The organism is Filimonas lacunae (genome assembly GCF_002355595.1).
Classification (GTDB): domain Bacteria; phylum Bacteroidota; class Bacteroidia; order Chitinophagales; family Chitinophagaceae; genus Filimonas; species Filimonas lacunae.
The window spans coordinates 6,319,384-6,342,584 of the sequence record NZ_AP017422.1 but is presented as its reverse complement, the minus strand read 5'-3'; the positions used below and the strand labels follow the sequence as shown (position 1 = coordinate 6,342,584).

Below are 23,201 nucleotides of genomic sequence, written 5' to 3'. Positions count from 1 at the left end.
CACATTCAAATCTGCCAGAACATGATGAAGAAAATATATGTTAGCGTTGCGTTTTTATTAAGCGGATATACGCTGTATGCACAGTTTGGAGATAACTATCTGAAAGCTGCTGATAATTATTATACCAATGGCGATTACTCTTCAGCCAGCAACTATTACGAAAAATACCTCACTGCCGGCAATAGCAAGGAAAGCGGCCATTACGATCCTTACAATGCCGAAGCTTTGGCCCGTAAAACCAGTAATGCCAAAAGCGCCGGACATTTGCAGGCGGTGTATAAGCTGGCCGAAAGCTACCGGCAGCTGACCCATTATGCGAAGGCTGCACCCTACTATAAAGAAGTGGTAGAAACCGATAAACAGGCTTTTCCACTGGCCCGCTTTTATTATGCATCCGTATTAAAAAAGCTGGAACAATATAAAGAAGCAGAAACCACACTGCAATCCTTTTTACAGGAGTATACTGCAGACGATGCCTACGCACGCACGGCTAAGCAAGAGCTGCAAAGTCTTCGTTTTATACAGGAGCAATTGCAAAAAGCCGATGTAAAGCTGTATACGGTGTCTAAAGCAGCTATCAATAGCGAAGGGGCTACCTATGCCCCTGTATGGCTGGATAATAATACCGTGTTATTCACTTCTACCCGTGCCGATAATGCGGCTGCCAAAAATACTGTCCATATCAACCGTATTTATGAAACAGCCTTGCCAGCCGGCGCGGTTACCAAAACCAATTTGCCCCAGGTTGAGGGGGGGCATCAGGGTGTGGTAAGCGTAAGTGCCGATGGTAATCGCATGTTTATCACCCGCTGGACAGTGAAAGCAGGTAAAAAAACAGCAGGTATTTACCGCAGCGAACGCAGCGCTACCGGCTGGAGTGCGCCCGAACTGCTGGAGCCTTCTGTAAATGCACCCGGCGCTAACAATCAACAACCTTTTGTAAGTGCCGACGGTGCCTGGTTATGGTTTGCCAGCGATAGAACCGGTGGTGCAGGCGGTTACGATTTGTGGTATGTGCCGCTGGATGGTAGCGGCCATGCAGGCGCTGCTCAAAACGCGGGAAGTGTTATTAACACCGCGGCAGATGAACAGGCTCCGTATTATCATGCCCCTTCTGCAACCTTGGTGTTTACCAGTAACGGACGCGTAGGCATGGGCGGTTACGATTTATACAGCAGCAAAGGAACACCAGGCCAATGGAGCGAGCCTAAGAACATGGGCTACCCTGTTAACTCGGTAAAAGACGATATGTATTTTGTAAGTAAAAGCCATAATAAAAACCTGTTATCCGATGTGTTTGTAAGCAGTGATCGTTCCAGCGCCTGTTGCCTGGAAGTGCTGGCTTTGCAAAAACAACAGCCTGCTAAACAAGTAGCTGGCCAGGTAGTAGATTGCAGCAACGGCAGTCCGCTGGCAGGCGCTAGAGTAGTTGTGCTGGATACCGTGAGTGGTAAAATGGTATATAGCCAGGCGGCAGATGCACAAGGTCGTTATAGCTTTACCATCCCTGCATTTGTTCCATTGAAAGTAACTGCTAATGCCGCTCAATATAAACCAGGCCAGCTGTCTGTAGCTGCTCCGGCTGATGAAGAAGCATTGAGTCTAAACAATCCGGCTTTATGCCTGCAACACGAGCCGTTACCGGAAGTAGGCGAGGTAGAGGTGATGCACTATATGTATTTTGAGCTGAATAGCGCGGCTATTCTCGATTCGTCCAAACCAACGCTGGACGAACTGGCTAAAACCTTACTGGATAATCCCGCTGTTACCATCGAAATCAGTGGCCATACCGATAACGTAGGCACCAAGGCCTATAACCAAAAATTGTCGCAGGAGCGTGCGGATAATGTAGTGGCTTACCTGGAAAGCAAAGGAGTGGCAGCTGCACGCTTAAAAGCAGTAGGCTATGGCGACACCATGCCTGTGGCGGAGAATACAAAAGCAGATGGCTCAGATAATCCGGAAGGCCGTCAGCAAAACCGTAGAATTGAATTTAAAATATTGAGTAAATAATGCGTAGGAACCTTTTTTAAAACAATCCTGCATCCAGGGACCTGCGACGGTTTATAGTTATAAACTGTTTAGCAGGTGTTGCTGGTTATAAGGTTTGTTACCTCCAAAGCTGCCCCATACGGGTAGCTTTTTTTATGGGAGTGAACTACTTTAAGTATAATGAATAATTAAATCTATATCAATTGTTCATAAGCCTACCCTATTTATGTAATAAAGTATTTAACTTAGAAAATAGTAAGCCGATGTCCTGTAAGCCATATATCTAACCCTGTAATAGCATCGGTTTGCTTATGAAAATATCTGCTGCCCTGGAGTTTCAACCCTCCAAATGTGTAATCACACAACTGCACTTTATCGTTTTCACGGTATTGCATCCCGGCAATATCCATCAGCAAAGGAGGGAAGAGCTGCGCTTGTTTATACAGGAAGCTGCGGGTTATTTCACTACCCGGCTGCGTATGCACGAGCAGCGGCTACCGGCGGCAGAGTTTGCTATAGTAGTAAACCGGCATCGGAAAGGGCTGCATGACATGATTGACCGGTTGAATAGCTACCGGCGGTTTATGAAAAACAATAAGGCTTGTGTGGTATTTTACGAGCAATGAACACAATGGTTAAAAGAGGTGAGTGATGATGTGGAGCGATATTGGAGTAAAGAATGTGAGGTGGATTATATTATGACGCATGTGCAGCTGGGCGAGATAAAGCCGGTGTTGCGCAAGCGTTGGAATGAAATAAGGTTGTGCCTGATGGATGCCAATATATGCCAGCAATTGGTGTTGTTGCTGAAAGAGCCGGTGATGAACCTGCTGTATAATGATAGCAGGAAAAGGCCGGGTAAAAGTGAAATGTTATATGTACTGGACCTGATGGATGCTATAGAAGGGCTGGCGCGCTCAGGCCAGATGGACACGGAAGAAGTGGCCTGGTTGCTGGTGGCGCGTAATTTTAATAGCAGGCCTTTTGTTGACTATTATATCCGGTTGCTGGAAAAGGAGCTGAACGGTAAAGAGTTGGATGAAGAGAAATTATCCCTGCTGGTAAGCATGCAACGTCAAACAGCTTACCTGGGTTTGTTTGCGCAGCCTGGTTTGGTGCCGGCAGCGCTGCCGGTAAAAGATGTGGTGAATGCCTGATTACAGTTGCGTGTGCTGGAATGCAATGCCCGGCTGGCGGAGAGTAAAAGCGAACGCTGGCACTTTGCGGTAAGTGCCGCGGTGCTTACCATGCTATTTCATGTGATGCTGGGCACCGGCTTTATAAAGGGCACCTTCCGGCAGGCGTTGCTGAATATATCCCGGTGGTGCCGGCTTATTAAAACAGAAGCGCCTGGTTTCGACTACCTGGAGAAGGAGTTCTATAACAAAAAGCATACAGCCAAAAGAGAGCTGCTGTTGTGGCTGGATAGGTGGGGCCAGTTCCTGGATAAGATGTAACATTGGCTGGCGCCTACATAGCCCCTACACACAGGGCTTGTTTTTTATACACAGTAATGAGCTGTTACTCATATGCTTAGGAAGCTTGCTCCGCTTCCGGAAAGTATCACAATCATAAATATGTGAAAAATATTTCCTTACCTGGTAAGGGTTTGCGCCAATGTAGGGGCAGTGTAGGTTTTGTAGGTGTACACATTTCTTTGTCTCTTTACATTGCAATCGGGCATAGGTGCAGAACGGCCGTTCGGCCGCGGGTCACTTACTCTTGTTTCACCGGTTACTGCGCAGGAAGCAAGGTATGTGTACCGCGGTTTGCCACCGCCCTTTCATTCCGGTTTTTAGCACTTACATACCCTCTGTATCGTACTCCGCTTACCGTGGGGAGTACTGTACGGAGGAGGAGAGCGTACTCCGCTTATGGTGGGGAGTACGCTCCCACACATGGGATAGTACTTACATGGGGTTTGTAACAGTGTCCCCACGGTAAGGGGAGTACAAGCACACGCGTGTGCACAGTGTGCGCGCCCCTTTGTAAGTACAGTACCATGGTGGTGAACACACTCCGCTTATGGTGGGGAGTACGCTCCCATACGTGGGATAGTACTTACATGGGGTTTGTAACAGTGTCCCCACGGTAAGGGGAGTACAAGCACACACGTGTGCACAGTGTGCGCACCCTCTTGTAAGTACAGTACCATGGTGGCGAACACACTCCGCTTATGGCGGGGAGTACGCTCCCGCACGTGGGAAAGTTGTGCGCACGATAAGTAGACAACAATACAACGGGTGTGTAAGTGCCCTGCCGGACTCATTTATTACTTCACAACACATTGTAAACTAAAAGAAATGGCAAAAAAATATAATCATTTCATTCCGCGCAACGATGCGGAAAGGGGCAGATGGTCGTACAATTTTGGCGAAAAAGTGCCTGTGTATGCAGATGTATTAAACCTGCCGGCTGAGCTGGTAACGTTGGTAGCTACCCTTACCGGCAGCGTTACGGATAAAACCAATAAGGTAACCATTAAGTACCAGGAATACCAGGAAGCCTTATCGGCCAAAAATGGCCTGGATGGCAATGAATTGTCCGAATTGGTACGCATTGCAGGAATCATTAAGCGCAGCACCGGCTATACCGATAACATCGGACGCGATCTGGGTATTGTAGGTACCAGCACCAACATTGATACTAACTATGTAAAGCCGGTGCTAAAAGCCGAAACCTTTCCGGGCTTTGTTGCTATCACTTTTAATAAAGCGCAACAACTAGGCGTATGCCTGTATGCCCGTATCAAGGGCACGGTAGGCTGGGAATTACTGGGCCGGCCCCGCGTGTCGCCTTTTAAAGACCGTCGCGAGCTTGGCACAGACGGCATTGCCGAAACCCGCGAGTATATGGGTGTGTGCTGGAACGGCGAGGAAGAGTTTGGGCAGCAAAGCGATATTGTATTCACCTTATTTGGAGGATAGTATATGGAAATTAAAATACACCGAACCTACCATAAACAGGGCACCAATGGCAGGTTAGAAATAGATGGTAAACCATTTTGCTTTACCATTGAACTGCCCTGGAAAGAAAATGAATCACAGATATCCTGCATACCGGAAGGTACTTATCCTTTGGCTAAGCGCTTTAAAGTAGAACGGGGACATCATTTGCTGGTGCAAGAGGTAAAGGGCCGCAGCCTGATATTAATTCATCCGGCTAACAATGCCCTCAATGAGCTTCGCGGGTGTATCGCTCCCGTAAGCACACTTACCGGAGCAGGCCGTGGCGAAAGTTCGCGGGCTGTGTTTCTACCGCTGGTGAAGTTGGTAAACGCAGCGCTGGACAAAGAGGAAGCCGTAACACTGGTGATTGTAAAAAGTGAATAACCATTTAAAAGGGATGTTATGTCAAAACCATTAACCGTTTCACAACGCATCAAAGCGCCCACACCACCCTTTTTTAAAAAGCTGCGTACTATAGGCCTGCTATTAGCAGCAGTGAGCAGTGTGCTGGCGGCAGCGCCCATAGCCCTGCCAGCCATCGCGGTAAAAGTGGCCGGTTACCTGGCACTAACCGGAAGCGTGATCACTGCTGTAAGCCAGACAGCAGTGAGTGATGAATTTCTCAGGTCGTTGCTGGGCGATGAACAGCAATAATTATTGGGATGGCAACTCCATAGCAGGCATGGCCGGGGGCACGCTTTGTACACTGGCGGTAACGGTGCCGGCCACAGAGCTGTTCAAAACTATTGTGCTGGCGGCAGTGGGGGCGGTGGTAAGCTTTGGAGTTTCTTTTTTATTAAAAACCATTGTATCTCAATCTAAAAAAGGAGGAAAATAACAGAACAGAAGCTGCTGTAACAGGCAGCTTCTGTTTTTTGATGCCATAGGTAGTATATTGTGCGCAAACTTCACTGAAATGAGAATGAAACACCTTTTTGTAGAAGGGGTGAATAGCTTGCTTGTTTTCTTCTTTACTATTATCTGCATGTATAAAATGATGAATGTACGCGCCATGCGTCACGACATGTTGAACCAACCTCTGCCCTTATGGCTGTCTAAAGTACTAATCTGGATAATATTGTTATATGAAATAGTGTTGGTGGTATTGCTATTGAAAAGAAGTACCCGTAAGCTAGGTATGTATGTTGCGTTGTTTTTATTTGTGGTTTATACTATTTATACCCTGCTGATAATTAATAATTTTTTCGCTTACGTTCCCTGTTCGTGCGGCGGGGTGGTTCGGTTTTTAAGCTGGAGCCAGAATTTATGGTTGAACCTGTGTTTTTTATTGCTTATTGTTATAGCTATCGTGTTTAGTAGTAACAAGCGGGAAAAGGCAATTGGGTAAGATGGTAGCATCTGTATAAAATATTACAGAAATAAGCAGGGAAATACCTAGTTTTAAGATATAACCATTTCCATTTTTTCTTGTCTATAAAGCTTTATCGTATGAAAAAGTTCTCTTTATCATTCTTGGCTTTAGTGTTTGGTGTAGGCATTAGTTTTGCTTTGAAAAAAATACATAGCCCTTGTGAGGATCAGCCGCAGTTTGTTTACATTAGCGGGCAGGGATTTGTATATGCAGGAGAGTCCTGGGTTTGTACAGAGCAACCCCGACCCGACCCATGTACATATGTTGTATCAGCTTCTTCTCCCGACGGATATAGTGTTTGTGTGTTTGGCGTTTATTTAGGATCGAATTAATTAGCGTGGGTTTTGCGGTAAATTTAAGCCTGGTGGTAAAGGCAAGGTATATAGATTGCTGTTAGGGGATAACAGATATGTTATGCCATGGAGGTGCCTGCGTGGCGAAATCGCATATCCTTCGAGATTAAGCCTTCTGAGGTCGGTAAACCGGGCTCCGCGCATCACCATTTCCTTTCTTCTTTCCTGCAATACTATTTGTAGGGCTTCCGAATAATTACCAGGATTATAGGGTGTGAAAGTGTTTTTTTTATACCGGGTAGTTAATAGTTGATTTAACCAGTTGATGCCTTCTGTTGTATTGCCTGTTCTTACCAGGCATTCGCTTTTTACCAGGTACATTTCGTCTACCGCAAAACCTGTGTATAAAGTAGCAGCTGTGCCATCATAAAAGTTTTTTCTACGGTACAACTTATTGTCTGTAGTGGTGAAGAACAAGGTTTTTCTTACATCATTATTTGGGATGTAGGAGTTGTATAGCAAGGTGTCTATATAAGCCTGCCCTATCACAGGCAAAATAGATTGAAAGTAATTGGAGGGTATTTTGGATGTATACAGGTTTTCTGCATTATATACCGTAAAAGGTGAAGAGGAAGTAGCGCTGATGGTGTTGTAGTCAATTAACCTGTTATATAGTAATAAACTGCTATCTGCATAGCGCAGAGCATTGTGATAATTTCTCATAGAAAGGTATACCCGAGAAAGTGCCGCAAATACTGCGGCTTTGCAAGGCCGGTTGCGCGAGGTGTCGGGTGTGGGTTGTTTGATAAGGGTGGCCGCTTCCTGTAAATCCTGTATAATTCTATCGTAGTTAGCTTGTACGCTGGGGCGATATATGGGTTCATTAGCAGATGCGGTTAAGCGTAAGGGGATGCCCATTTGATTAACCATGGTAGTACTGTCAAAAGGCGGGGCAAATAATTGTGCCAGGTTGTAAAAGGCCATGCTGCGTTTAAACAAAGCGGTAGCTTTTAGGTTTTGCCATTCATACTGCCTGTCAGCTTCGAAGTATTTGTTGTATCCTTCCAGTGCTACATTACAATGCAGCACCTGGTAATAAGGGCTGTTCCAGTCGGTAATGCTGGTATTGCCCTGGTAAATGTCCTTTGCCCATAAGTAGGTGTTTTGTTGTATGGTGAGTATGTTGTCAAAGTAGGCATCCGTAAAAAAATAATCATCGGCCGATGCTTCTATCGAAGCCGGTGTTTGGTCCATTACATTTTCATTGTCCAGCAGGGCATAAAAATCGCCAAGGGTAACAGGCTCTGTTGTTTGGGAAGAGGGAGATTCGTTTAATAAGCTTTTGCTACAGCAAGTGAATAGCAGTAACATACTAATGGTGATCAATGCTTTCATATATTGGGTTTATAAATGAAGGGTGATGTTAAAGGTGAATGTTTTGGCGGGTGGGCTAATTCTTTGCAGGCCATTGGGTATATAGTCCGGGTCAATGCCTTGTGTATTGGCTTTCCAGATAATCCCCAGGTTGTTGCATAAAAGGGATAGCGTACATGTAGGGAGTTGATAACTCATCTTAATATTCTCGCACCGGATATGATCCGCTTTTTCTACCAATGTATTAGAGTAAGTGTAGATAACATCTCTGTTGATATCAATAGGATATTTAAATGTGGGTATCATGGTGTTTTGTTCATCGCCTGCTTTTTTCCAGCGATTATCAAAATCAGGATGTCCCATATTGCTGCCCGTGCTGGTAGTATAATATGTAATACTGGGGCGTCGGAAGTAATAACCTGCTTTCAATGATAATAGAATGCTTACAGATAGCTTTTGAAAAGTAAGTGTATTGATGAAAGATCCCCATATGGTAGGCCTGCTGGGGCCATAATACTTTACATTATTGATGTTCGTGGAAGACAGTAAAGCAATATAATTGTTAGAAGGCGTTCCATTCAAAAGGATAACAGGATTGCCGGTTTCGTCAAGTCCTTTGTAGTGAAGTGCATAAATAGAGTATAATGGGGTGCCAGGTGGGGCATTTAAAGCTGTATTTCCCAGAAATTCATTAATAGCAGGGTTATTGTATTTATTCTTACTTACCCTATCCACATTCCAACTCAACAATAGTGATGTATTCCAGCGAAATGATTTCCGCAGCACTGGTGTATAATGAATAGCAATGTCTACGCCTTTTGATTGCATAGAACCGAAGTTGCCTACGTAAGAAGTTAATCCAAGTGTAGGATCTACATTGCCTTCGCTTATCAGGTCATCGGCTTTTTTCCAGTAAGCGTCAATGCTGCCATTTAGCCGGTTTTGTATGGTAAAGTCAATGCCCAAGTTAAATGTGCTTACTTTTTCCCAGCGCAGATTTTCGTTCTGAGGGCTGGTAATGCGGCCGATTCTGTTTTTAAAGCGGTTGGTGGCGCTGGAATAAGTGGCTGATGCCAGGGCCGAAACGTTATTATCTACATTGCCTGATTTGCCATAACTGATGCGCAGTTTGAGTTCTTTGATGGCAGGGGTTTTAAAAAAAGGTTCCTGGTCTATACGCCAGGCGCCACCTGTTGACCATAGCGGAACGCCTTTGTTGTTGGTGTTTGCGCCTACCAGGTTGGTGGCGTCGCGTCTTATACTGGCGCTAATGCTATAGCGGTTGCTGAAAGTAAGGATGTGGTTGGTGTAATACGAAATAAAATTATTGCGATACCGCACCTCTGAATAAACATAAGGTATTTTGCTACTCAGGGTTTTGCCTAATAGGGGATAAGAGGTGTAGTAGTCGGGTTGTTCTGCCATGCTATTGGTATGGTAGTTATAGGTACGTTGGGTGGTAAATACGTTTGTTTGAGTGTAGATGTCTGCACCCGCCATGCTGATGATGTTCAGGTTAGGCAGCAGGTGTTTTTTATAGTTCAATAACAGCCGGCCATTATGGGCGGTAATGGGGTTGGTGGTTTTGTCGGCTATATCTCCATACGGGATGGGACGGTATACAGTACTGGCAGCATAGTTAATTTGTGAATATTGATTTACCAGCGTGGTTACATAGCTGCTTTGTTTGTTTTTCCAATCCAGGTAAGTATCGGCAGCGCCCGTGTATTGATATAGCAAGTTTATATGCAAGGCTTTCCACTGGTAGGAAATAGACAGGTTAAAGCGCAGATGGGTGCTGTTGGTTTGTACGTTGTTCAGTCGCAGGTCTTGCAGGGGCTTGTTGCTCCAGGGTAATAACAAGCCTTTGCCCACTGTGTCCATAAAGCTTTGCCGGTAAGGGGTGGTAAGCGCGAGCGGATTGCCGTTGGCATCTGCCAGCCGGAAGTAGGGGCGTAATCCGGGCGCTCCTTCATTAATGGCAGATACTGCCCCCCTGGTAATAAACAGATTGGCGGCCAGTACCAGGCGTTTTTGCAGCAGGTAATGCGTGTGTTTACAGGTAAGGGTGAATTGCCGGCTACCGTTGCGGGTAAGGTTGTCCTGTTGCTTTTCCAGGCCCATGGCATAATAGTGTTTAAAGTAGTCATCCCCGCCCTGGGCGCTGATAAACAACTGCTGGTTAAAACCTGTTTGTGTATAGTAACGGGCAATATCGTTACGAATATCGTTGTGGGCCATGCTATCCAGTTGCTGGTTCAGCTGAGCAGTGCTGATAAGGTGGTCTTGTTCCTTTTTGAGTAACTCTACCGCAGGGGGCAGGTAGGTGGTAGAGGTGGGCGAAACATCGTAGAAATTGTTTTTATATAATAGCTGCTCCATTTCTATATACGATCGTGCCGATAGGGTTGGGGTATAATACACATCAGGTTTAGTAATAAGGGTGGTGTTGCTTACCACCTTGAGTGCATTTTTTCCAACGCTGGCATTGCGGGTAGTAATGGTAATAACGCCGTTGCTGCTAAACGCGCCCCAGATGCTGGTAGCGGTGGCGTCTTTTAAAAAGGTGATGCTTTCTATATCATTGGGGTTAATGTCGCTAAGGTTTCCCTGGAATGGAAAGTTGTCTACTATCAGCAAAGGCAGCGGGTTGCTGTTAATGGTGCTGCGGCCGCGTAGCGAGTAAGCGCCTTCATTGGCAATAGAACCCAAGGGTATGTTTTTGGTAATGCTGATGGCATTGGTAAGGCTGCTGATGCGGTCTAAAAAATTGCCCGGAAAATTATTGCGCTCTAAGGCTTCGGCAGTGAGCACATTATAGGCGCCGGTGGCCAGTTCGGCAGGCAGTTTTTGAATGCCGCTTTGAATGGCTACGGCGGGAAGTTGTTCCGTAGCGGGTTGCAATACTGTTTCCCGGGTGGTGGCAGGATAAATAATAGCAGTGGCATAGCCGGTATAGGATATGGTGGCTGTGTTGGTGGGGTGGGTAGTGGTTATTTCATACATACCTTCTTCGGAGGTAGTACTCACCTTATGCTCGTTGAGTAAGGTAACCACTGCTCCATATAAAGGCTCGCCTTCCTTATTCATTACTTTACCAGAAAAGGTATAGGTTTTGGGTACATGGTTACTGGTGTCGGCCCGGGGGGCAGGCTGTATAATAATCAGCTGGTCGTGCACAATACATTGCAAATGAAGCTTGCTGCTCCATATCTTTAATAAATCTGCCAGCTTTATCTGTGGGTAATGTATATAGCCTGTGGTATAAGCAGCCAGCGCTGTTTTACTAAACGAAATGTTGAGATTGTATTTTTTATTCAGCTGGTTAAAAGCGTCGGTGAGTTGGCAGTTATTAAACCAGGCGTTCACTACCGGGTTGACTTTCTGGGCCAGCAATGGGAAGGGATGCAAGTTTACGATAGTCAATATTAACAGCAGGTATAGTAAGGTAAATGGCTTCATAATAGTGATCGGGTTAAAAAAACGATACTTTCTTTTCTTCCAGGATGTAGCTACAGGTAGTTAGTTCGCAGATTCGCGATAGTACTTCATGCAACGATTCGGTGCCCTGGAATTTAGTGGTGACAACGGTATGCGGAATGCGGGCTTTTTTAAACTGAAATTGTATACCATACCTTTTGGACAGCTTGTTTGCAATGCTATCCATCCGTTCGTCTGTAAACTGCAGGTCGCGCTTCATCCAGTTTTGCTGAATAGGGTCGAACGGTAATTTTTCAATGCTATTGTTGAATGCTATACGCAACTGTTCTCCCTCTTTTACCTGTATTTGCTTCTGCTGGGGCATACTTATTTGAACTGTTCCGGTAGCTACATTAATAATGTATTTATACCCCTGTGCAGTAGTGTTGAGGTTAAACGACGTACCCAGTACTTTGGTTTCGATATTGCCAGTGCTTTTAATCACAAAAGGATAGGCGGGGTTGTGTGAAATATCAAAAAAAGCGGTGCCGGTTAGGGTGGCTTCCCTTTTGTTCTGGTAATTGTGTTGTAAGGCTGATCCTGCCCGCAATATAATTTTAGTGCCATCGGCAAAAGTGTTGTACGTGTCGTAAGGCCAGGTTTCCATGCGGGGCTTATGGCACAGGTATACCACCAGGGCAGTGATAGCCAGCAAGGCTGGCAGGCCGGCTCTGAACATAAAATACCGGCCCCGGTTAAATTGCTGTAATGTTTTGTCGAATTGTTGTTGAGCGGCTATGTTTTCCTGCCGGCTAATGGCGTCCAGCTTTTGCTGGTTGGCAGGGTTAGATAAAAACTCCTCGTGCCGGTCAGGGCCGTCCATTGCATAAATAAGGTCTAAAAATTCTGAAGCCTCGCTTTGTGTCATTTTGTTCTCAATAAACAGCGAAGCCAGGTAGGTTAAGCGTTCCCGTTTTTCTTTCATGGGCATTTATTATAAATAAATAGAAAGCAGTTGCTGGTTAGGGCAACAGCAATACCGAACGGGAACCAGTATTGTGCAGTAAAACTAAGGAGTAAAAAACAGTAAAACAAAATGCTTTACTATAAATTTTATTCATACTGGCATTTAAAAGGAACAAGTTGTTCATATAATAAATATTCTATAGGTTATGGCAGCGGAAAGTTGTGCAAAAACTTTCTTTTTTGCAGGTAAAAACATTATTTTTATTACAGATCATGTAAAATCCTCGCCCTGCGGCATATATCCTTCCCGTTTGCTTTACAAGTGGAGTTGCTTGTAAAGCTGCCATGGTCCAGACTAACACTCTTAAAAAGAAAACAATGACGCTAATTTTTGAATTCCCCTTCCGCTGGCTAATACTTTTATTTGCACAAAGCCTGCAGGCATTTAAAATGCTTTTCGAACGTTTAAGTAATCACTCCTCCTTTGAGCCGCCCGACACATCCGCAGCAGCAGTGCTTTCCGGAAACCATGCTTATGAAAAGGCACATAAAAAACTGCATTCTTTTCTATTAGTGTTAACGCGATCGAAAGGAGTAGCGGCAGAAATTATGCAGGATACCCTGGTAAAATGCTGGATGTACCAGGAGGGGATAGCGGCTAACAAGCTGGATAGCCAGCGGGCTATAGAGAAATACCTGTTCCGGGTAGCGCGTAACTGTTATGTAGATTATCAAAAAAGAGAGCGAAAGCACCGGTATGTATATTTAGATAACCGGCTATCCGAAGCCGAAAGTGAACCAGGAGGTTCCCTGCATTATAACACTTTGGCAGGCGATGCCAATTATGTATTGGAACACAGCCTGGAACGCAGGGAAGCCAGGGTTTTTCGGCTGCTTTTGCATGGCCTTACCTGTAAAGAAATTGCACAAAGCGAAAAGCTGTCTGTTACTACTACTGAATATATTATTAAGCAGGCCCGGTTAAAACTGCGCGGCCAGCTGGCAGATTATGTATGTTAATTAAACGTTAAAGCGTTTTGTCTCACTCCGAAATCAGTATCTCCCTCCGGTTTATAATAAGAGAAGGCGCTTACTTTTTTATTGACGGGAAGTAAAAAGGTAACTGTTTTTATGATACGTTCTTATTTATCCTGGAGGGGGTAAAGGGTGGGCCATGCTGCATTGGCTGGCCTGCCTTATTTATGCAACTCCTGGAAAAAACTGATTGCTGTAAATTCTATATCCTCACCGGGTATTGTTGTTATGTAAGTGCCTGGTAAACCATTTTTATAAGCTAAATAACAAGGTCATGAACTATGTTCTTACGGCCCTGGGCATGCTGTTGTGTTTACACGCCAATGGCCGGCAAACGCCACAACAGTCTGCACCCGACATGCTACACTTACCGGATAAAGCGTTCCGGCAAATAAACAGTGAGCTGGATGCCACAGGTGTGCGCATACAAAAGCAAACGAAACGCTATATACACCGTTTGCAAAAGCTGGAAACGGCCATGTACAACAAGTTGGTGCTAAAAGATAGTCTGCTGGCAAAGCAATTGTTTTTGAATGCAGATACTGGCTATGTACAATTACTGCAACCATTGCCACCTGCGGATGTTTTTCGTAGCGTGTATAACAGTGGGGTGGATTCAATAGCAACTGCTTTGCATTTTGTTCAAAGTAAATTGCCTGCAGTCGATTCTCGTATTACACAAAGCCTGGGGCAGGTGGCACAGGTGCAACAGCAGTTGAATATTTCCGAGCAGGCATCCACGTTTCTGCAACAACGGCAGCAGCAATTACAACAACTGGGCATGTTAAAACAGTGGCAACAGTTTAATAAGCAGTGTTATTACTACAAAGCCCAAATGCAACAATATAGGCAAATGCTTAGTAACCCGCAGTTGATGCAAAATGCGTTGCTTTCTTCCGTAAAACAATTACCTGCTTTTCAGCGCTTTTTTGCACAACACTCGCAACTGGCTGCTTTGTTTGCCATTCCGGGTAGTGCAGAGGTAAGTGATGCTACAGTACCTGTAGGCCTGCAAACCCGCGAAATGGTCACCTCCAGCCTGACAAGCCGTTATGGAAGTATGCAGGTGGCGAATGCGGCTATGCAGCAAAATATGCCATCTCCACAAAGCCATCTGCAACAGGTGCAAAATAAGCTTACAGGTTATAAAGAAGGTGGCTATGGTAGCGGCAATGCGGATATGTCTTCTTTTCAGCCTAACAATCAAAAAACAAAAAGTTTATGGCAGCGCATCACCCTTGGAATGAATATACAAACACAAAGGGCCAGTTACTATTTTCCGGTAACTACAGATGTCGCTGTTTCTGTAGGATATAAGCTTTCTGATAAATGGATAGTTGGTACGGGGATAAGCGGAAAAATAGGTTGGGGAACCGGTTGGAGCCATATACAACTATCTGCCCAGGGGCTAGGCCTGCGTTCTTTTATGGAAGCGCAATTGAAAGGTAGTTTTTGGGCCACCGGTGGTTACGAGTTAAACTATCGTCCTTCTCTTGACTCCCTGGCCAACCTCCATGCTTCGCCTATTAGCAGCTGGCAAAAGAGCGGGCTGGTGGGTATCTGTAAAATCATTTCCCTGCGTAGTAAAACCTTTAAACGCACCAAGGTGCAGGTGTTGTGGGATTTTCTCAGCTACTCACAAGTGCCCCGTACACCAGCGTTGCTGTGGCGTATAGAATATTCATTCAAATAACATATAAATATAAGCTTGTATGTTTTGTAAACGACTATACTTTACTATAGTGTGTTTAGTAGTGGCAGGTATAAGTGCCGCCCAAACACCTTTTAACGGGTCTTATCCACACCCGGTGCCGGTTTCGCCCAATTCGGCGGCGTTATTCAAGGCTGAACAAAAGCCCGTGGGAAGTTTTACGGGCACCACGCCCATTAATATTCCACTTTGTCAGTTATCTGATGGGCCGCTTACTGTGCCAGTAGGTATCAGTTATAATAACGGTGGCATTAAGGTGGAAGAAATTGCCAGTTCAGTAGGGTTGGGGTGGAATTTGGCAGGCGCAGGTGGGCGTGTTACCCGTGTTATGAACGGTGTACCGGATGATGGGCCTTACGGTATCCTGCCTTCATCGCTGAAGCCATCGGGCTTCCCGGGAACTTCTACTACTTTTTTACAAAATGTGAATGAAGTGTTGCGAAACCGTTTAGACATGGAACCTGATCTCTATTACTTTGAATGTAATGGCATTAGTGGTAAATTCTTTTTCGATGAAACAGGTACCATCAAGCTAACCGAGCAGCTGCCTGTTACTATTGAGCGTTTGGCAAGCGGCAGTGCTGAAACTACCGGCTGGCTTATTACAGATGATAAAGGTAATCGGTATGAGTTTGGCGTTCCGGAATTTTCGCAGGTGATTTTTACTACATCAGGTGGCTATGGTATACCACCTGGGGGGAGTAATTATTATAACACCTGGCATATGATTAAAATGGAAGATAAAACGCAGGAACATTCTGTTGATTTCTCTTATAGTACTACTAACACTTCTATTACAACCGTTTCGGGAAGTCATTACCGCATTACGGGGGCGGTGGGGGTTGATTGTACTCCGGAGGATAACATGTCTAATGTAACATGGGTAACTACTTTAGTGTATGAAAGTACCCTGGAAAGCATTACTGCCGGAAATGCAAAACTGGTTATCTATAATTCCGGTGGCAGAACTGATTTGTCGGGCGGTAAAATGATTGATTCTATTAAACTATTCAGTTTACCCGATTTGCAGGTGCAAAAATCATTTCACCTGAACCATGGTTATTTTACTGGTAACCGGTTGAAATTGAAGAACCTGGCAGAAATGAGCTTAAACAATACAGATAGTGTTGTACATTCCTTTAGTTATCTTGAAGGGGAAAATTTGCCAGCTACTACTTCATTTGATACAGATTATTGGGGATATTATAACGGACCTAACTATAACAGCTCACAATTGCCTAATGGTGTTTATACCTGGTTTAACGCACCGTTAGTGGTTGATGAGTTCGCTGAACGCAGGGCCAATCCACATTTTGCAGAGACTTATACGTTAAATAAGATTACGTATCCTACAGGTGGCTATCGTGAGTTTATATATGAGGGTAATAAAGCGTTACCTGAAGAAATTAATCAGTTGCGACCCGATCTGAAATATTATACTACCGAGCAATTTGACACATCAGCTTTTACCTTTGATTATCCATCACAGCCTGCTTACCAGCACTCATTTACTATAAACAGTACTGAGAAAGGTGTTTCATTTCGTTATTATATTAATGGGTACACCTATAATACATTTACGGTAAAGATAATTCGTGTATTTGAGTATACAGAGTACGAAGTGATACACTTTACCAATGATTACGATAGAAAAATAGATTTAGATAACGGAAATTACAGGCTGGAGCTTTCTTTTAGTAGTTCTTTTGGAAATGAAGGCATATATGGAATATATGCTTATTGGCAGCAATTGAACTATAATGCCCCTTTGATATATTATAAAGAGAATTATTATTACAAAGATGCTTTCACTGTAGGTGGTATTAGGGTAAAAGAATTAAGAGAATATGACCCTGTTACTAATGTAACTAATACCGTGAATTATAAGTATAACTGGTTTACAGATACTACTATCAGCAGCGGGTTACTGATTAGTCCTGTAATAGTGATACATGCAGGAGGTTGTGCAACGCCTATACGTTTTTGCGAATATCTACGTCTTTCTTCCAGTAGCCAGTATCCTCTTTCGGCTGAGGGTGGTTCCTATGTTTGTTACCCCGAGGTTACAACGAGGGAAACGGGTAACGGATATACCGAAAGGGAATACAGTTTTGCAGCCGATGGCAACCTGAGTTATATTAGTGATGATGAATTTCCGGTAGCCCCCTGGCCTGATTACGGTTATATGCGAGGTAAGGTGGTGTCGGAAAAAGTGTATGATAATTCGGGACAGCTGCTTATAAAAAATTTGTCGCTGGGGCTGGGTTTTTGGGGCGAAGAGTTGCGCTTTTCTCCGGACGATCATACCATAGGCACACAAATGATGATAAACAGGCAATTGGCCTACAAGGTTACCGGTTATTACAGATCTCAGTATTGCAATAACGAAGAATCGCCTAATTTGTATCCTTGTCTGGGATGTTGGAAGCCATATTATTTTACCAGTCTTTTCAGCGGCCTGAAAGTGGAGCGTGCCATGAAGTATGGAGTGGGACAGGTTAACGAATTGAGGAAAGAGTATGATTATCATACCGCCGCGCTTCGCCCGGTTTTAAAGTGTGAGCGAACCTATCTGAACGATGGTAATATACAGCTTACCTATCACCAGTATGCATTTAATAGCAACAATAGTTTCAGGCTTGGATTAAATGCTACAGAAAGTTTGCGGAAAGATGTTTTGCTAACAATGAATTACCTGCAGCCTATTGAAACCGTTACCTATATAAAAAAAGGGAATGATTCGTTAATGTTGTCTGCAACCAAAACTGTATATCAATATTTTAATGGGAAGTTGAAGCCTGCCGAAATACGGAATTATACCAGCTTTTCAGATTCGTCAGTATTGTACATTACCCGCTACGATGGTAAGGGGAATGTACAGGAGCAGCGGGTGGATAATAAACCAAATGAAGTGTTGTTATGGGGATATAATAACACTTACCTGGTGGCAAAGATCACAGGTAGTGATTATGATACAGTGGCATCACTGGTCAACAACAGTATATTGCAAAGCCCTGCCAATGATGCTGCTTTACAAAGTGAACTCAATAACTTACGCAATGCATTGGCTAGTACAGTGGCGCAGGTGACTAGTTATACGGTGAAGCCGTTGGTGGGTATTACATCAGAAACAGATCCTTCCGGAAAAACAACCTATTATACTTATGATGCTTATAACCGGCTACAGCTGGTAAAAGATGATGATGGTAATATTATTAAAAAGCATCTCTATCATTATTACGGGCAGCCTGTAAGCACTTATTAATTCCTGTTTACAATAACATAAAAGAAAATGTATGAAAATATTGATACTCATTGCGGTGTTGATATTTACCGCGTTTGTTCCGGTAATGGCACAGCAAAAGCCTGACTCCAGGAAGGAGAATGGGCAAAAGGCTGATTCGCAGCAAGTGCGTAAAGTTTGCCTGTTGATAAATCGCATATTCAGCTTGTCAGCTGAACAGCAAACCGCGCTGTTTAACGGCCAGTTGAAGATAGCTGAACAGAAACGATATGTATTCAGTCAATTCTGGAAAACACCAGAGTTCAGTAGCAAAATGCTGGAAGTGAACAGAAGCAGGGATTCTTTATACTATACCGTATTAGGAGAGAATCAGTATCGTATGTATAAAGATTCAGTATGGGTGTTACAGGAGAGAGGGAAAAGGCCCGATTCTACCATCTTACAAAAAAACAGGCCATGAAAACAAAATACTACTACTTATTGCTTTTGATGGTATTAGGCGTATTGCCTGTTTCATATGCAATTGCACAGGATGCAACAGTGCCGGCTACTACCGCTTATGTTACCAATCTGAACAATTATATCTGTTCCTGGCAGGTGGTAAAACCAGAAACCAATACTGCTAATATCACGCTAACGAATACTTTGCACCAGGCACAGCTAACGTTTCAGTATGTTGATGGATTGGGCAGGCCTTTGCAAACGGTAGCAAGAAAGGGTTCTATGATAACAGGCAGCGCTGCAGTTGATTTGGTAACACCGGTGGTGTATGATGTGTATGGGCGTGTGTTGCGTCAATATTTGCCTTATGCAGCTAATGAAGTGACTGGTGCTTTTAAACTGAATGCGCTGGCTGGGCAACAAAGTTTTTATGCTGGTGCCAGTAGTCCCATTAATGGACAGGGTGAAACCTTTTACTATAGTAAAACAGAATATGAAGCGTCACCCTTAAACCGGGTGGCCCGAACATATGCAGCAGGGAATAGCTGGGTAAAAGATACTGGCAATGGCATTATTCAAAAATTCTTGTGCAATACCACGGTCGACGAGGTGCGGTTATGGCGGGTGCAAAGCACAGGTGGTAGCTGGCCCAGTTATATCACAGACAGCAGTTATCGTGCCGGCGATTTGTTGAAGACAGTTACGCGGGATGAGCAAGGTAAGCAGGTAATAGAATTTACAGATAAGGCTGGTAAGATAGTGCTGAAAAAAGTGCAGCTGACAGCTGCTGTGGATACTGGTATTGGCAGTGCGCATAGTGGCTGGTTATGTACTTATTACGTATACGACCTGTTAGGGCAGTTGCGGGCTGTGATTCAGCCCGAAGGGGTAAAGTTGTTGGAGGCAGGCAGCTGGATGTTTACTGCCACTTTGTATAATGAACAATGTTTTCGGTATGAGTATGATGGTAAGCGGCGGATGATTGTAAAAAAGGTGCCAGGCGCTTTTGAAACAGAAATAGTGTATGATGCCCGTGATAGGGTGGTGCTTACCCGCGATGGAAACATGCGTGCAGCAGGTAAATGGGTGGTAAGCCGTTATGATGCGATTGACCGCCCTATACAAACCTGGTTGTGGAACAATGTTACTACCCGTAGCGCACACCAAGCTGCGGCTAGTTCTAGTATCGACTATCCGGGTGTAAGTGGTTTGACTGAACTTTTAATAGAAACTTATTACGACAACTATACCTGGTCGGGTAACCCCTTTGGAACTACACGTAGTACTACTGAAAGCAATGGAGTAGCGGCCAGTAATTCTGTGTTTCCTTACCCGCAGGATAACATTTCCCAAAGCAGCAAACTCAAAGGGCTGGTAACCGGTATGAAGGTTAAAGTGCTGGATACTGCCCAATACTTATATAGTATCAATTTTTACGATAACAGGGGGCGCGTTATACAAACTCAAAGTAATAATTACAGCGGCGGTATTGATCTTGTTAATACCCAATATACATTTAGCGGACAACCTTATATAGTAATCAACCGCCAAACCAAAAGCGGCACCAATGCGCAAACGACTGTTACCGCCAGCTATTATACCTATGATAGTCTGCTACGCTTAGCTTACATCAGCAAAGGAGTACGTAATACCAATGTAAACAGTGGCACCTGGTTGCCAAATGTAACTATCAGTGAACTGGTCTATGATGCACTAGGACAGGTGCAACAGAAGAAGCTGGGACGTAAAAAGAATGGATCAGGTGGATATTTGACCACACCCGTTGAAACGCTCACCTACAGCTACAATATCCGTGGATGGCTGTTGGGCATAAATAAAAGCTACATTACCAACAGCAGTTCCACCGCCAACTACTTTGGTATGGAACTGGGCTATGATAAAAATGCAGTTTATTCCAGCTCCGCTAAATACTATAACGGCAACATTGGTGTGCAGGTATGGCGTACTCAAGGTGATGGAGAAAAGCGCCGGTACGAATATGCGTATGATGCTGCGAGTCGCATACTTAAAGCCGACTTTGGCCAATACACCGGAAGCGTCTGGAGCAATACCACGGTAAACTTCAATATGAAAATGGGGGATGGGGCTGATCCTAATACGGCTTATGATGCCAATGGTAATATTAAACGGATGCAGCATTGGGGCTTGAAGGGAACTGGTATCCTACAGTTGGATAATCTTAGTTATAATTATTATTTCGGTAGTAATAAGCTGATGAACGTAGTCGATAGTAGTAACGATGTAAACACCGGTTTGGGCGATTTTAGAAGTTCTTCTATCTATTTGAGTGCTTTAGGTGGCACAAAAACCAATGCTGCTGTAGATTATACATATGATAGCAGTGGCAATTTGCTGAAAGATCTGAATAAAGATATTGGGACAGCCACTATAAAGGGCATTAGTTATAATTTTTTGAACCTGCCCCAGTTGATCACTGTTGCCAATAAAGGCACTATCAGGTATGTGTATGATGCCACAGGAAAAAAGTGGGCCAAGGTTGTGAATGAAATCGGCAAGCCGGCTAATTATACCGTTTATTTAAATGCTAATACGTTTATTAATAACGAGCTGCAAACTATTAGTCATGAAGAGGGACGTGTTACTTATACTGCGGCAGCTGGCAGTATAGCGGCGAAGTTGAGCTATGATTATTTTGTAAAAGATCATTTAGGTAATGTGCGCATGGTGCTTACGGAAGGCGAGCGGTCAGATGCTTATCCGCCTGCGAGTATGGAAACCGCTCCTGCTGCTACGGAGGAAACGTTTTATTCCAACGTAAATACCACCCGTGTTAATAAGCCTAGCGGTTATCCCACTGATACCTACACGAATCCCAACGATAAGGTGTCGATGGTAAATGGCAGTGGTAATAAAATAGGCCCGGGCATATTGCTGAAGGTAATGGCTGGCGATGCCTTTACTTACCGTGCAAACAGCTGGTGGTCCGATTCGCAGATTGATGTGCCTGTGAACTTGCTGAGTGATCTGGTAACAGCTTTGAGTGCAGGTATAGGCGGAGTATCTAATAAAGCAAGTGTTGCAGAATTGGCAGCTAGTAGTTCTTTCAGCACTCAGATAGGAACTTTTTTAAACAGCCGGGGCAATAACCCCATAGTGCCTAAAGCCTATGTGCAATGGGTGTTGTTTGATGAACAGTTTAACTATGTTGCTGCCTGCTCTGGTAGCTCCCAGGTAGGGGCTGGTAATTCGTTTACCACACACATGCCGTCAAGCGCCATTAATCTTACCAAGAATGGTTATTTGTATGTGTTTGTTTCGAACGAAACACAGAATCAGAACGTATATTTTGATAACCTGCAGGTGACACATATACATGGGGCGATACTGGAGGAAACGCATTATTATCCGTTTGGGTTAACGATGGCAGGAATTTCTACAGGGGCATTGAACTTTAGTAAGGTTAACAGGTTAAAGTTTAATGCAGGTTCTGAGCTAAATGGTGATGTAGGTCTGAATTGGTATGAAACTAAAATAAGAGGGTATGATCAACAATTAGGACGGTTTCATCAGCAAGATCCGCTTTGTGATGAATTTAATAACTGGTCTTCTTACTCTTTTGCTTACAACGATCCTAATTACTGGATCGATCCGATGGGGGCTGAAAATATAAGCTGGGAGGAATTAAAGAAAAGAATTGAGAACGGTACAATTCAACCAGGGCGCTATCAGCATACATCGGATGGTAATACCTTTGAAGGAAGCCCTGCTTCATTCTTTTTTGATAAGTCGGCCCAAACTCTGCATGTTTGGACAGATCCTACATATAATTCATCTACCTCTACCGATGCAAACGGCGTAACATCTAAAGAAGGTTTTTATACAACAGGAATTCATTATAAGATGCCTATCTCTGATGAATATATGCCATATGAAGAGAATGGGTGGGATTATGTGCCATTTGTGGGTGAAAGCAAGAAAGCGGCAGATGAATTTTATAAGGGAAGGTGGATGTCGGGTGCCATTCATTCTGCTTTGGCTGCTTCAGATTTGTTCTTGATCAAAGCTGCTTTTACCGGATTGGGAAAGGTGGCGATTAAAGCTTCAGTTAGTGGATTTGTATCTTTGGCAAATAGAGAGACAAAAATATATCGTATAATTGATAATGCTACAGGCACTGTTTATAAGTATGGGATTACATCAAAGTCTCTTTCTGGTTCTTATACAAGACTTGAAAGGCAGTTGGCTAAACTGGGGGGCGGTTATTCAGGTGCCTATATTGCAACTTTGCCTAATAGAGCGATTGCTTTAGATTTAGAAAGGTATTTGGTTACATTTTATAAGTATAATGGACCAACCGGTTTTAGACCGCCTAAAAACTTTTTACCTCTTCTTGATCACTGGTTATGGTAGAATAAAAAAAAGT

The 23,201-nt window shown here is 44.0% G+C and carries 18 protein-coding genes; 15 read left to right on the top strand and 3 right to left on the bottom strand.

Annotated elements, in window-relative coordinates; all coding sequences use genetic code 11:
• Nucleotides 1-21 precede the first annotated feature (21 nt).
• The 10 genes from FLA_RS24885 (at nt 22) to FLA_RS32095 (ending at nt 6,644) form a co-directional block, all read left to right on the top strand.
• Nucleotides 22-2,013, top strand: coding sequence for an OmpA family protein (locus FLA_RS24885; RefSeq protein ID WP_231940325.1), 1,992 nt, complete (start codon nt 22-24; stop codon nt 2,011-2,013).
• A gap of 290 nt (nt 2,014-2,303) precedes the next feature.
• The gene (locus FLA_RS24880) at nt 2,304-2,618 is read left to right on the top strand and encodes a hypothetical protein (RefSeq protein ID WP_076375429.1); all 315 of its coding nucleotides are present in this window, start codon (nt 2,304-2,306) and stop codon (nt 2,616-2,618) included.
• Between the two features lie 30 nt (nt 2,619-2,648).
• A complete protein-coding gene (locus tag FLA_RS24875) occupies nt 2,649-3,149 on the top strand; it encodes a hypothetical protein (RefSeq protein WP_144263952.1) in 501 nt (166 codons plus the stop codon).
• A 12-nt stretch (nt 3,150-3,161) separates the two neighbouring features.
• Nucleotides 3,162-3,449 carry a hypothetical protein gene (locus FLA_RS24870; RefSeq protein WP_144263951.1) on the top strand — a complete coding sequence of 96 codons (288 nt, stop codon included), beginning with the start codon at nt 3,162-3,164 and terminating at the stop codon, nt 3,447-3,449.
• 846 nt (nt 3,450-4,295) lie between these two features.
• A complete protein-coding gene (locus tag FLA_RS24865) occupies nt 4,296-4,919 on the top strand; it encodes a hypothetical protein (RefSeq protein ID WP_076375423.1) in 624 nt (207 codons plus the stop codon).
• A 3-nt stretch (nt 4,920-4,922) separates the two neighbouring features.
• Nucleotides 4,923-5,324, top strand: a complete 402-nt coding sequence (locus FLA_RS24860; protein ID WP_076375421.1) for a DUF5675 family protein — start codon at nt 4,923-4,925, stop codon at nt 5,322-5,324.
• Nucleotides 5,325-5,342: 18 nt separating this feature from the next.
• Entirely contained in the window at nt 5,343-5,594 is a 252-nt protein-coding gene (locus FLA_RS24855; RefSeq protein ID WP_076375419.1) for a hypothetical protein, read from the top strand.
• Nucleotides 5,581-5,778 carry a hypothetical protein gene (locus tag FLA_RS24850; protein WP_076375417.1) on the top strand — a complete coding sequence of 66 codons (198 nt, stop codon included), beginning with the start codon at nt 5,581-5,583 and terminating at the stop codon, nt 5,776-5,778. Before FLA_RS24855 ends, FLA_RS24850 begins: the two co-directional genes overlap by 14 nt.
• A 78-nt stretch (nt 5,779-5,856) precedes the next feature.
• Complete coding sequence (locus FLA_RS24845) at nt 5,857-6,288, top strand: MauE/DoxX family redox-associated membrane protein (RefSeq protein ID WP_076375415.1); 432 nt, start codon at nt 5,857-5,859, stop codon at nt 6,286-6,288.
• Nucleotides 6,289-6,389: 101 nt separating this feature from the next.
• Nucleotides 6,390-6,644, top strand: a complete 255-nt coding sequence (locus FLA_RS32095) for a DUF6520 family protein (RefSeq protein WP_394337436.1) — start codon at nt 6,390-6,392, stop codon at nt 6,642-6,644.
• On the opposite strand, the gene FLA_RS24840 is transcribed toward FLA_RS32095, so the two are convergent.
• The 3 genes from FLA_RS24840 to FLA_RS24830 are packed head-to-tail and all read right to left on the bottom strand — an operon-like array spanning nt 6,645 to nt 12,384.
• Nucleotides 6,645-8,000, bottom strand: a complete 1,356-nt coding sequence (locus FLA_RS24840; RefSeq protein ID WP_076375413.1) for a RagB/SusD family nutrient uptake outer membrane protein — start codon at nt 7,998-8,000, stop codon at nt 6,645-6,647.
• Nucleotides 8,001-8,009: 9 nt separating this feature from the next.
• Complete coding sequence (locus tag FLA_RS24835) at nt 8,010-11,441, bottom strand: SusC/RagA family TonB-linked outer membrane protein (protein ID WP_076375411.1); 3,432 nt, start codon at nt 11,439-11,441, stop codon at nt 8,010-8,012.
• Nucleotides 11,442-11,454: 13 nt separating this feature from the next.
• Nucleotides 11,455-12,384 (bottom strand): FecR family protein, encoded by a 930-nt coding sequence (locus FLA_RS24830; RefSeq protein ID WP_159445053.1) that lies wholly within the window; start codon nt 12,382-12,384, stop codon nt 11,455-11,457.
• A gap of 359 nt (nt 12,385-12,743) precedes the next feature.
• Here FLA_RS24830 and FLA_RS24825 point away from each other — a divergent pair, with 359 nt between their 5' ends.
• From FLA_RS24825 to FLA_RS24805, 5 genes are all read left to right on the top strand, one after another.
• Nucleotides 12,744-13,385, top strand: coding sequence for an RNA polymerase sigma factor (locus FLA_RS24825; RefSeq protein WP_076375407.1), 642 nt, complete (start codon nt 12,744-12,746; stop codon nt 13,383-13,385).
• A gap of 289 nt (nt 13,386-13,674) precedes the next feature.
• Nucleotides 13,675-15,093: a hypothetical protein gene (locus FLA_RS24820; RefSeq protein WP_076375405.1), complete on the top strand. Its 1,419-nt coding sequence runs from the start codon at nt 13,675-13,677 to the stop codon at nt 15,091-15,093.
• 19 nt (nt 15,094-15,112) lie between these two features.
• Entirely contained in the window at nt 15,113-18,376 is a 3,264-nt protein-coding gene (locus tag FLA_RS24815) for an RHS repeat domain-containing protein (RefSeq protein WP_144263949.1), read from the top strand.
• A 31-nt stretch (nt 18,377-18,407) separates the two neighbouring features.
• Nucleotides 18,408-18,815, top strand: a complete 408-nt coding sequence (locus FLA_RS24810) for a hypothetical protein (RefSeq protein ID WP_076375401.1) — start codon at nt 18,408-18,410, stop codon at nt 18,813-18,815.
• The gene (locus FLA_RS24805) at nt 18,812-23,188 is read left to right on the top strand and encodes a DUF6443 domain-containing protein (RefSeq protein WP_076375399.1); all 4,377 of its coding nucleotides are present in this window, start codon (nt 18,812-18,814) and stop codon (nt 23,186-23,188) included. Before FLA_RS24810 ends, FLA_RS24805 begins: the two co-directional genes overlap by 4 nt.
• The last annotated feature ends 13 nt before the right edge of the window (nt 23,189-23,201 follow it).